General features: G+C 57.9%; 11 protein-coding genes. 2 read left to right on the forward strand and 9 right to left on the reverse strand.

Annotation, left to right across the window (positions count from 1 at the left end; translation table 11 throughout):
- The first annotated feature begins 46 nt into the window (after positions 1-46).
- Positions 47-367, forward strand: a complete 321-nt coding sequence (gene trxA, locus T18_RS14365; protein ID WP_003516334.1) for a thioredoxin — start codon at positions 47-49, stop codon at positions 365-367.
- Positions 368-416: 49 nt separating this feature from the next.
- On the opposite strand, the gene T18_RS14370 is transcribed toward trxA, so the two are convergent.
- The 8 genes from T18_RS14370 to T18_RS14405 all read right to left on the reverse strand — a co-directional run bounded on the left by T18_RS14370 (position 417) and on the right by T18_RS14405 (position 8,670).
- Entirely contained in the window at positions 417-1,796 is a 1,380-nt protein-coding gene (locus tag T18_RS14370) for a bifunctional folylpolyglutamate synthase/dihydrofolate synthase (protein WP_173865424.1), read from the reverse strand.
- Positions 1,797-1,881: 85 nt separating this feature from the next.
- Positions 1,882-2,775: an acetyl-CoA carboxylase, carboxyltransferase subunit beta gene (gene accD, locus T18_RS14375; protein ID WP_013635186.1), complete on the reverse strand. Its 894-nt coding sequence runs from the start codon at positions 2,773-2,775 to the stop codon at positions 1,882-1,884.
- 27 nt (positions 2,776-2,802) lie between these two features.
- Positions 2,803-3,642, reverse strand: coding sequence for a tryptophan synthase subunit alpha (gene trpA / locus T18_RS14380; RefSeq protein WP_003516338.1), 840 nt, complete (start codon positions 3,640-3,642; stop codon positions 2,803-2,805).
- Positions 3,643-3,646: 4 nt separating this feature from the next.
- Positions 3,647-4,867, reverse strand: coding sequence for a tryptophan synthase subunit beta (gene trpB / locus T18_RS14385; RefSeq protein WP_038489230.1), 1,221 nt, complete (start codon positions 4,865-4,867; stop codon positions 3,647-3,649).
- A 1-nt stretch (position 4,868) separates the two neighbouring features.
- Positions 4,869-5,531 (reverse strand): phosphoribosylanthranilate isomerase, encoded by a 663-nt coding sequence (locus T18_RS14390; RefSeq protein WP_038489227.1) that lies wholly within the window; start codon positions 5,529-5,531, stop codon positions 4,869-4,871.
- Between the two features lie 102 nt (positions 5,532-5,633).
- Positions 5,634-6,401, reverse strand: coding sequence for a M48 family metallopeptidase (locus T18_RS14395; RefSeq protein WP_038489224.1), 768 nt, complete (start codon positions 6,399-6,401; stop codon positions 5,634-5,636).
- A 68-nt stretch (positions 6,402-6,469) separates the two neighbouring features.
- The gene (locus T18_RS14400; protein ID WP_038489221.1) at positions 6,470-7,702 is read right to left on the reverse strand and encodes a polyhydroxyalkanoate depolymerase; all 1,233 of its coding nucleotides are present in this window, start codon (positions 7,700-7,702) and stop codon (positions 6,470-6,472) included.
- A gap of 125 nt (positions 7,703-7,827) precedes the next feature.
- Entirely contained in the window at positions 7,828-8,670 is an 843-nt protein-coding gene (locus T18_RS14405; RefSeq protein WP_038489218.1) for a fumarylacetoacetate hydrolase family protein, read from the reverse strand.
- 127 nt (positions 8,671-8,797) lie between these two features.
- Between T18_RS14405 and T18_RS14410 the strand changes: the two genes are divergently transcribed.
- Entirely contained in the window at positions 8,798-9,400 is a 603-nt protein-coding gene (locus T18_RS14410; RefSeq protein ID WP_038492616.1) for a nitroreductase family protein, read from the forward strand.
- 103 nt (positions 9,401-9,503) lie between these two features.
- On the opposite strand, the gene gyrB is transcribed toward T18_RS14410, so the two are convergent.
- Positions 9,504-11,939: a DNA topoisomerase (ATP-hydrolyzing) subunit B gene (gene gyrB, locus T18_RS14415; RefSeq protein WP_003516345.1), complete on the reverse strand. Its 2,436-nt coding sequence runs from the start codon at positions 11,937-11,939 to the stop codon at positions 9,504-9,506.
- Positions 11,940-11,942: the final 3 nt, after the last annotated feature.

Here is an 11,942-nt window from a genome sequence, read left to right on the forward strand (position 1 = left end):
GCATCACATCGATAGTGGAAAAGATTCACTGAAAGGAGAGCCAGATATGGCTACCGTAAAAGTCGACGCCGCCAACTTCCAGTCCGAAGTCCTCGAATCCTCCGAACCAGTCGTGGTGGATTTCTGGGCCGAATGGTGCGGCCCGTGCAAAATGATCGCGCCGAGCCTCGAAGAAATTTCGTCCGAGCTTGCCGGCAAGGTCAAGGTCGCGAAGCTCAACATCGACGAAAACCCGGAACTGGCTGCCCAGTTCGGCGTTCGCTCCATCCCGACTCTTGCCATCTTCAAGAGCGGCGAAGTGGCTGACATCAAGGTCGGCGCTGCGCCCAAGACAGCGCTTTCGGCCTGGATTTCCGGCGCCGCGTAAGCGATTTTCCGTGGAATAAAGAAAAGCCCGGCAGCGATGCCGGGCTTTTTTATTCGGGAGCCGTACCGTTCAATGCAAGCGCGTTTCCGGCAAGATAAAGCGAGCCGCCGATCAGGATGCGCGGCGGCGGCCCTTCGGGATCGAAGCGACGCGATAGCTCGTCCAGCGCCTCGGTCAGCGAAGATGTAGGCGCCGCAACCAGACCGGCATCAAAGGCCGCATGGGCAAGCACGACGGGATCGATCGCGGCATCTGTACCGCCGATTGGAACCGTGAAGACATACTCCGCGATATCGGCGAAAGCCTTGAAATAGCCCACCGGATCCTTGGTGTTGATCATGCCGGCAATGATGAAGAGCGGGCGCGGTGTCTTTTCTTCAAACCCCGCCATTGCCTCGGCAATGACTTCGCCCGCGCCTGGGTTGTGACCACCATCGATCCAGATTTCCGCATCCTTCGGAGCGATTTCAGCGATTTTTCCGGTTAGGACACGCTGAAGACGGCCGGGCCATTCCACTGTTGTCATGGCCTTTTCGATCATCCGCTCCGTCACCTCAAAACCGGCAGCCTTGACGGCCCGGATCGCGGCAGCGGCATTGGCAAGCTGGTGTCGACCGGGAAGACGTGGCAGCGGCGCGTCGGTCAGGCCGAATTCATCCTGGTAGACCATACGGCCGAATTCTTCATGGGCGGAAAAATCCTGCCCATAGACTGATGCCGGGCAACCAAGACGCTCAGCCGTGGAAACGAGGGTATCCAGCGCCGCATCATACTGCTGATGACCAATAACGACAGGGGAACCCGACTTCATGATGCCGGCCTTTTCAGCGGCAATCAGTTCCACCCGGTCGCCGAGATAGGCCTGATGATCGAGCGATATCGGCATGATAACGGAAACGGCCGGGTTGTTGATCACATTGGTCGCATCGAAGCGCCCACCGAGCCCAACCTCGACCACGGCAGCATCTGCCGGATGCTCCGCGAAGAGCAGAAACATCGCGGCGGTCAGAATTTCGAAAACCGTTATCATCTGGCCGCCGTTGGCAGCTTCGATGCGGCGCAGCGCATCCGCAAAGACGGCATCATCGACATAACGGCCTTTTTCGCCGGAAACGCTGATGCGATAACGTTCATGCCAGTTCACGAGATGCGGAGAGGTGTGAACGTGCACGGAAAGTCCTGCCGCCTCCAGTAATGCGCGGCAAAAGGCCGTAACCGAACCCTTGCCGTTGGTGCCTGCGACATGAATAACCGGCGGTAACCTTTTCTGAGGGCTGCCTAGTTTTTCCAGAAGACGGGAAATTCTGTCCAGTGAAAGATCAAAACCCTTGGGGTGAAGCTGCATCAGCTTTTCGATGATCTGTTCGGCCTCGCCGATTGCGGGCTTCGTCATATCTTCTGTTCGCCTTTCAGGCGTTGTATTAGCCATTTGTCCGCCGCACCCGAGATGAAATCATGCAACGTGTAACGTCATCCCGAAGGCGCTTCCTGCCTCCGGGCGACATATTTTTCCGTCAGGCCGAAGCCGCAAGCGGAATGACCGCGTTTGCTTCTGCCGGAGCCTTCGTCATGATCTTGAGAAGGCTTGCCAGCGTATCGGGAATTTCGCGGCGATCGATCACCATATCCACCATGCCGTGCTCCAGCAGGTATTCCGATGTCTGGAAGCCTTCAGGCAGCTTTTCGCGAATGGTCTGTTCGATCACGCGCTTGCCCGCAAAGCAGATTTCGGCGCCCGGCTCGGCAATATGCACGTCGCCCAGCATGGCGTAGGAAGCAGTGACACCACCCGTCGTCGGGTTCGTCAGAACCACGATGTAGGGCATGCCTGCTTCTTTCAGCATATTGACAGCAACCGTGGTGCGCGGCAGCTGCATCAGCGACAGAATGCCTTCCTGCATGCGGGCGCCACCGGAGGCCGGGAACATGACCAGCGGGCAACGCTCTGAAATGGCGCGCTCGAATGCCTTGACGATGGCTTCTCCGGCCGCGATGCCGAGAGAACCGCCCATGAACTGGAATTCATGCACAACGGCAACGATCTTCAGGCCTTTCAGGAGGCCAACGCCGGCAAGGATGGTATCTTCTTGCTCGGTCTTCGTGCGGCTGTCGCGCAGACGGTCGGTGTATTTCTTGGAATCGCGGAACTTCAGCGGATCCTGCGCTACCTTCGGCTGCGGCAAGGCCTCATAGACGCCACCATCGAAAAGATCGACGAGACGCGCCTTTGCCGGCATCTTCATGTGGTAACCGGAAGCGGGAATGACCCACTTGTTATCTTCCAGATCCTTGTGGAAGACCATCTCGCCCGTTTCCGGGCACTTGATCCACAGGTTCTCAGGAACCTCCGGGCGGCGGCCAAGCATGGAATTGATCCGGGGCCGTACGTAATTGGTGATCCAGTTCAACTGACTACTCCTGACTGGGCCGCGCGCTTATTCCGCAGCGGCAAGGCGCGACGCACGCACGCCCGTTGAAAGTCCTTTTACCAGCGTCGTGACGGATGGCACGGTATCGGCGGTTGCCTGCCCGTCCTTCGTCAGACTGCCGGCAATCTGGTTGACGATGGCCGAACCGACCACCACGCCATCCGCCACGGCACCGATCGCTTTGGCATGATCGGCCGTCTTGACACCAAAACCGACGCAAACCGGCAGTTCCGTATGCGCCTTGATACGACCGACCGCGCCAGAGATCAACGAGGGATCGGGCAGTGCGGAACCGGTAATACCGTTCATCGATACGTAATAAACGAAACCTGAGGTATTTTTAAGAACGGTCGGCAAGCGCTTGCCATCCGTCGTCGGCGTGGCGAGACGGATGAAATTCACGCCGCGCGCCAAGGCGGGCACGCAGAGCTCATCATCCATTTCAGGCGGCAGATCGACCACGATCAGACCATCGACGCCAGCCGCCAACGCATCGTCCAGAAATTTGTCGACGCCGTAAATGTAGATCGGATTGTAATATCCCATCATCACGATCGGGGTCGCGTCGTCTTCCTTGCGGAACTCGCGGGCGAGATCGAGCGTGGTTTTCAGCGTCTGGCCGCCTTTCAGCGCGCGCTGTCCTGCCAGCTGAATCGCCGGGCCATCCGCCATGGGGTCGGAAAACGGCATGCCGAGCTCGATAACGTCGGCGCCTGCTTCCGGCAGTGCCTTCATGATGCCGAGCGAGGTTTCGAAATCCGGGTCGCCGCCCATGAAATAGGTAATCAGAGCCGGGCGGTTTTCAGCGCGCAGATCGGCAAAGCGCTTGTCCATACGTGCAGTCATGGTCTTACATTTCCATTCCGAGGAACTTGCTGACGGTGTGGACATCCTTGTCCCCACGACCCGAAAGATTCATCAGGATGATCTCATCCTTGCCCATCTTCGGTGCGCGCTTGATGACTTCTGCCAGCGCGTGGCTTGGCTCCAGAGCGGGAATGATGCCTTCGAGGCGGGTCAGCATCTGGAAGGCGTCCAGCGCCTCGTGGTCCATGATCGGTACATATTCCACGCGGCCGATATCGTTCAGCCAGGAATGCTCAGGGCCGATGCCGGGATAATCGAGACCTGCGGAGATGGAATGGCCTTCCTTGATCTGGCCATCCGCATCCTGAAGAAGGTAGGTGCGGTTTCCGTGCAGAACCCCCGGCGAACCGGCCGTGATCGAAGCGCAATGCTCCTCACCCGAAAGACCCCTGCCGCCAGCCTCGACGCCGACGATACGGACACTCTTGTCATCAAGGAAAGGATGGAAGATGCCGATGGCATTCGAGCCACCGCCAACAGCCGCAATGACCATATCCGGAAGACGGCCCTCCGCCTCCAGCATCTGTGCCTTTGCTTCCTCACCGATGACGGCCTGGAAATCGCGAACCATTTCCGGATAGGGATGCGGGCCGGCAGCTGTGCCGATCAGGTAATAGGTGTCATCGACATTGGTAACCCAATCGCGCAGCGCCTCGTTCATGGCGTCTTTCAGAGTGCCGTGGCCAGCCGTTACCGGCTTTACCTCAGCGCCCAGAAGCTTCATGCGGAAAACATTCGGCGCCTGACGGGCAACATCCGTCGCGCCCATATAAACGACGCAGGGCAGGCCGAAGCGTGCGGCGACGGTCGCCGAGGCAACGCCGTGCTGGCCGGCACCGGTTTCGGCAATGATACGGGTCTTGCCCATGCGCTTGGCAAGCAGGATCTGGCCAAGGCAATTGTTGATCTTGTGCGAGCCGGTGTGATTCAGCTCTTCGCGCTTGAAATAGATCTTGGCGCCGCCCAGTTCGGCCGTCAGGCGTTCCGCGAAATAAAGCGGGCTCGGGCGGCCAGTGTAATGAGCGCCGAGATATTTGAGTTCTGCCTGAAATTCGGGATCGGTCTTTGCCTTGTCCCACTCCGCCTGCAAATCCAGAATGAGCGGCATCAGCGTTTCGGCAACGAAGCGGCCTCCGTAAATGCCAAAACGGCCGTCCTCATCGGGACCGGCGCGGAAAGAATTGGGTGTTGGCGCGTCGTTCACTTCAAGCTCCCTTTGGGCCTTTCGACCAATCATTCACCACATCGAAGAATGCATCAATCATCGCAAGATCCTTGACGCCCGGCGCGCTCTCCACACCGGACGACAAATCCAGTCCGCCAGCTCCGGTTTCGGCCAGAGCCTCCGCGACATTGTCCTTGTTCAATCCCCCGGAAAGCATGTAATCGATACTTCCGTCAAGAGAGCGCAGGATGGTCCAGTCGAAGGATACTCCGTTGCCGCCCGGCAAATCGGAACCCGCAGGCGCCTTGGCATCCAGCAGGAAACGGTCGGCTATACCTATATAGGGATCAATCTTGGCAAGATCAGCGGCGTCGCGAACGGAAAGCGCCTTCATTACCGGAAGGCCGTAGAGTGCTTTGATGTTCAGCACCCTCTCCGGGCTTTCACTGCCGTGCAATTGCAGAATATCCGGTCTCAGCAGATCAACGATCTCGTCCAGATCATCATTGTCGGCATTGACGGTAACGGCGACAACCTTTGCGGCGCCACGGGCGGCTTCTGCCAGCCTGCCGGCGATATCGGGCTCGATGTTGCGGGGGCTCTTTTCAAAGAAAATAAAGCCGACATGGGAGGCGCCGCGCCTGACGGCACGCTCCAGCGCTTCCGGTGTCTTCAATCCGCAAATCTTGATATCCGGTTTCATACCCGCGACCTGACACGAAATGCGACAAGAGTCGAGCCAAATCGCACCCGTTTTCCATGGAATGTTTCACGTGAATCCAGATGGCGATGCACGCCTCCACTTTCAATCAAAATCGATGGCGTGGAGTTTAGAGCCGTGACGCTTCAGCCATTCCTTGGCTTCCTGCGTATGCGGGCAGAGTTTTTCGCACAGGGCCCAGAATTTCGGGCCGTGGTTCATTTCCCGCAGATGCGCAACCTCGTGGGCTGCGAGATAATCGATGACCTTTTCCGGAGCCATGACGATACGCCACGAGAAACTCAGATTTCCATCATGGGAACACGAACCCCAGCGGCTGCGGGTGTCCTTCATGCTGATGGATCGCACTGGCTTTCCGGCCGCGCTCGCGTGAACCGCAACAAGCCTCTCCAGATCAGCCTTCGCTTCCTTTTTCAAAAACATGGCCACCCGTCTGCGCAGGTGTTCGGGCGCTCCGCTGACTTTCAATACCGCCGTGCCGTCCTCGTCTTTGGAGATATGAGTCAGGCCACGCAGGCTGCCAGTGTGATGGATACGATGGGATACGCCGCGAATATCAACCGACGCACCATGACACAAACCGTCATCTGGGGTGATTTTCGAAAGCTTGCCTTCAATCCAACCCTGATGCCTTTCGAGAAAATCATCCACCTGGCCATGGTGAAGCCCCATCGGGATCGTCAGCTTCATGGCCCGGCCGCCGGGTTCGATGCGCAAGGTGATGCGCGTGGCGCGCGGATTTTCCTTCACCGTAATGGGCACATGACGGCCAGCCACCTCGACGGTGCGCTGGCTGGGCGCTACCTTTTTCGGCGCCGGCGACTTCACGGATTTTCTGAGGAACGAAAACATGGACTGTTCATAGCCGATTCGACACCGGCTTGGCCACGCAAATGCGCGGCATCGCCTAGCTTCCAGCGCTAGACAGTTTGGTTCTTGCGGATGAATTCCACCATGCGCGGCACAATCTCCTTGCGGAAACGCGACCCGTTGAAAACGCCGTAGTGACCGACGTCGGGCTGCATGTAGTGCCCACGCTTTTCATCGGGGATGTTCCGGCAAAGATCGTGTGCGGCTTTGGTCTGGCCCACACCGGAAATATCGTCGTTTTCGCCTTCCACGGTGAACAGCGCGACGTTACGAATGGCAGCGGGATCGACCGCCCTGCCCCTATGCTGCATGTTTCCCTTGGGAAGCGCGTGTTCGATGAAGACGGTTTCCACTGTCTGCAGGTAGAACTCCGCCGTCAAATCCATCACGGCCAGATATTCATCGTAAAAATCGCGATGCTTCTCAGCGGAATCGCCGTCGTTCTTGACGAGGTTCAGGTAGAAATCCTTGTGTGCCGTCATGTGCTTGTCGAGGTTCATGGACATGAAGCCGGATAATTGCAGGAAGCCGGGATAGACATTCCGGCCAAAAGCCGGCTGCGGCCACGGCACCTGCATGACGACATTGTCGCGGAACCATTCGATTGGCTTGGCCGTGGCCAGACCGTTGACAGCCGTGGGATTGATGCGCGTATCGATCGGACCGCCCATCAGCGTCATGGATGCAGGCGCAAAACCGTCACCATCGGCTTCCATCAGGGACACTGCGGCCAGAACCGGAACCGAGGGCTGACAAACGGCGACCACATGGGCGCCGGGCCCGATCTCGCGCAGCATATCGATGACGTAGCTGATGTAATCGTCAAGATCGAATGTCCCTTCGGTAACTGGCACCATGCGGGCATCGATCCAATCGGTGATATAGATATCCGCCGATGGCAGCAACGCCTCGACCGTTCCCCGCAGCAATGTGGCGTAGTGGCCTGACATAGGCGCCACCAGCAGCACCTTCGGATCTGGTTTGCGGGCCGCATCGAGTTCTTTTTTGAAATGAACGAGATTGCAGAAGGGACGCGACCAGATGATCTCTTCAGTGACGGCAACGGTCCGGTCATCGACGGTGGTAGTCGCCAGACCGAACTCCGGCTTGATGTAACGGCGCGTCAGGCGCTCGAATACCTCAAAGCCTGCATCGAGGCTTCGCCCGAAGGCGGTGCTGGAAAGCGGGTTCAAAGGATTGCTGCATGCCTGGCGCATCATATCTGCACCGGCGCGCAGTGGCGCCATCGCCGCATGGTTCATTTCATAGAGGTGGTAGAACACTGATTACGCCTCCTCGCGGATCAAGCTCTTTTTTTGACCATAGCAGCTTTTCGCAACTGCACAAAATCGAAGGCGCCGGTGGTTTCCCTCCGGCGCCTCAATTTCAGTTGAACGTTTGTTGATAATCAGATGTCGGCAACGAAGGTCTGTTTCTGGGAACCGAGGCCTTCAATGCCGAGTTCAACGACATCGCCGGTCTTGAGGTAACGCGGGGGCTTCTGGCCCATGCCGACGCCCGGAGGCGTGCCGGTGGAAATGACGTCGCCGGGATGCAGAGACATGAACTGGCTGAGATAGGAAACGACATGCGCGACGCCGTAAACCATGGTCTTGCTGGAGCCGTCCTGCATTGTCTGGCCGTTGACCTTCAGCCACATTCCGAGGTTCTGCGGATCGGTGATTTCGTCCTTCGTGACCAGCCAGGGGCCGATCGGACCGAAGGTGTCGCAGGATTTACCCTTGGTCCACTGTCCTGCACGCTCCGTCTGGAACGCGCGCTCAGAAACATCGTGCGAAACGCAATAACCGGCGACGTAGTCGAGAGCATCGGCCTCAGATACATATTTCGCGGTCTTGCCGATGACGACGCCGAGTTCGACTTCCCAGTCGGTCTTCTCAGAACCGCGCGGAATGACAACGTCATCGTTCGGACCGACGATTGCCGAGGTCGCCTTCATGAAAATGACCGGTTCCGGCGGTACGGTCGCACCGGTTTCAGCGGCGTGGTCAGAGAAATTGAGGCCGATGCAGATGAATTTTCCGGTTCCGGCAACGCAAGCGCCAATGCGCTCTTCGGAGATAACGGGAAGAGTGCCGAGGTCGATGGCGGCAATCTTCTTCAGGCCTTCCGGAGAAATGGCTTCACCGCCGATGTCTTTGACATGAGCAGACAGATCGCGGACTTTTCCTTCCGCGTCGAGGATCGCAGGTTTTTCCTGGCCAGGCTGGCCAACGCGCATCAATTTCATGGAACTCTCTCCCGGTTGTCAGACAAGGTGATGCATATATGAACGATACATTCATACTTGTCACCCCTTGACTGCTTCGACTTTCGAAAAATACCTTTTCCCTCCCGACAATCAAAAGGACACGCCCGTGACAAATAGCAATTCCCGGCAATCCGAATATCCCGTCGATCCACTCTTCCTCGATCGCTGGTCTCCGCGCGCATTCGATGGAGATGCGATGCCAAACGAGCATCTGCTGACCATTCTCGATGCCGCGCATTGGGCGCCATCGGCATCCAACCAGCAGCCGTGGCGGTTTGTCTACGCGCACAAGGATAGCGAGGATTGGCCGCTCTTCGTGGAACTGCTGATGGAAGGAAACCAGCGCTGGGCAAAAAATGCCTCGGTCCTACTCTTCGTCCTTTCCCGCGACTACAATATTTCACGAGAGGGTGAGAAAAAGCCTTCAGCGACCCATTCCTTCGATGCCGGTGCGGCATGGTTTTCACTCGCCATGCAGGCGCATCTGCTCGGTTACCACGCCCATGGCATGGCAGGCATATTTAAAGACCAGATCGTGGAAAAGCTTGATGTTCCGGATGGATATAAGGTGGAGGCCGCAGTTGCTATCGGCACATTGACCGACAAGGCTGTTCTTCCTGACGATCTGGCAGAACGGGAAGTACCCAGCAAGCGCCTCCCCCTTTCGGACGTAGCTTTCAAGGGGCGGTTCACCGGCAAGGCCGATTGATATCCGACAACACAGATGACAAAAGGCCCGGCGGAAATTGACCGCCGGGCCTTTCGTTAAAGTTTCGTTTCACGTGAATCGTCACGCGAGACGTCCCACAGGATTAAATGTCGAGATTGGCAACGCTGAGCGCATTTTCCTGAATGAAGTCGCGGCGCGGTTCCACCTCATCGCCCATCAGGCGCGAAAACAGACCATCGGCATCCGTCGCATCGTTGACCTTGACCTGCAGCAGCGAACGTACATTGGCGTCGAGTGTGGTTTCCCACAGCTGCTCGGCGTTCATTTCACCGAGACCCTTGTAACGCTGCATGGAAAGACCCTTGCGGCCGGCGGCGAAAATAGCATCCAGAAGCGCACGCGGTCCGGCCAGTTCCATAGTGCCGTCCTTGCGTTGCAGAACCGGCGGAGTGACGTAAATATCGCGCGTGCGGGCCGCGAGCTGATCGATATGACGGGCATCGACCGAACCGATCAGGCCCATATCGAGCGTCGAGATTTCCTTGACACCGCGTACCATGCGCTCGAAGCGCAAGCCGCCATCTTCGAGCACCATGCCGGACCAGCCGCGTTCGGTTTCTTCCGCGATCATGTCCAGACGCCGGGCCACTTCGGCAACGGTTTCCTGGGCACGGGCAGCATCGGCCGAAAGCTCGGGGTTCAGGGCGCCGGCAATGGCGGCCTGTTCCACGATGGAACGGCTGTAGCGGGAATGCAGACCGTCGATCAGCGTGCGCATGCGCACCGCATCGAGAATGACCTCACGAAGGTCAGCGCCGATGCGTACTTCGCCGGAGCCGAGCGTCAGCGACGTATCCTCGATGCCCATCGAGATCAGATATTCTTCCAGCGCCTTCTCATCCTTGAGATACTGCACGGATTTGCCGCGCGTCACCTTATAAAGCGGCGGCTGGGCGATATAGAGATGGCCACGCTCGATCAGTTCCGGCATCTGGCGGAAGAAGAAGGTCAACAGCAGGGTACGAATGTGGGCGCCATCAACGTCAGCATCCGTCATGATGATGATCTTGTGGTAGCGCAGCTTGTCTGCGTTGAATTCGTCCTTGCCAATCGACGTGCCGAGCGCGGTAATCAGCGTGCCTATTTCCTGGCTGGACAGCATCTTGTCGAAACGGGCGCGCTCAACGTTCAGGATCTTACCGCGTAGCGGCAGGATGGCCTGCGTTTCGCGCGAGCGGCCCTGCTTGGCCGAACCGCCTGCGGAGTCACCCTCGACGAGGAAGAGTTCGGATTTCGCCGGATCGCGTTCGGAACAATCGGCGAGCTTGCCGGGCAGAGAGGCGATATCGAGCGCACCCTTGCGGCGCGTCAGTTCGCGCGCCTTGCGGGCGGCTTCACGGGCAATGGCCGCTTCCACCACCTTGCCGACAAGAATCTTGGCGTCGGACGGATGTTCCTCTAGCCAGGTGGACAGGGCCTCATTGACGAGACTTTCCACGACAGGGCGCACTTCGGACGAAACGAGCTTGTCCTTCGTCTGCGAAGAAAACTTGGGGTCGGGAACCTTGACGGAAAGAATTGCAGTCAGTCCTTCGCGGCAGTCCTCACCCTGCAAGCTGACCTTTTCCCTTTTCATGATGCCGGAAGTCTCGGCATAGGATGTCATCTGACGCGTGAGCGCCGCGCGGAAGCCAGCCATATGGGTGCCGCCATCGCGCTGCGGAATGTTGTTGGTGAAGCAGAGCACATTTTCATGGTAGCTGTCGTTCCACCAGAGCGCGACCTCAACCGTGATGCCGTCCTTTTCGCCATGAATGGCGACCGGCTTGTCCACCAGCGGTTTCTTGGCCCGGTCGAGATAACGCACGAAGGCTTCAAGACCACCATCGTAGAGCAACTCTTCCTGTTTGATATCAGAATGACGCTTGTCGGTGAGCACGATACGAACACCGGAATTCAAAAACGCCAGTTCGCGCAGGCGATGCTCCAGCGTACCAAAATCATAATCCGTCATGGTGAAGGTGTCGGGGCTCGCCAGGAAGGTGACTTCCGTGCCAGAGCGGCCTTCATATTCGCCAATGACCGAGAGCGGAGCATCGGCAACCCCATGGGTGAAGCCGATTTCGTGCAGCTTGCCATTGCGGCGGATTCTGAGCTTCAGCCAAACCGAGAGCGCATTTACGACCGAAACGCCCACGCCATGCAGACCGCCGGAAACCTTGTAGGAGTTCTGGTCGAATTTTCCACCCGCATGAAGCTGGGTCATGATGACTTCCGCGGCGGAAACGCCTTCGGAAGAATGGATATCAGTCGGAATGCCGCGTCCGTTGTCCGTTACCGTCACCGAACCATCGGCGTTGAGCGTCACCGTCACCAGATCGGCATGACCCGCAAGCGCCTCGTCGATGGCGTTGTCAACCACCTCGTAGACCATGTGATGCAGACCGGAGCCGTCATCGGTATCGCCGATATACATGCCGGGCCGTTTGCGCACAGCATCAAGACCCTTCAGGACCTTGATCGAATCGGCTCCGTATTCAGTGTTGGCGCCGACTTCGCTTGACGATGTTTCGGTCATAAG

The sequence above is a fragment of the Rhizobium sp. TBD182 genome, assembly GCF_001950375.1.
Classification (GTDB): Bacteria; Pseudomonadota; Alphaproteobacteria; order Rhizobiales; family Rhizobiaceae; genus Agrobacterium; species Agrobacterium tumefaciens.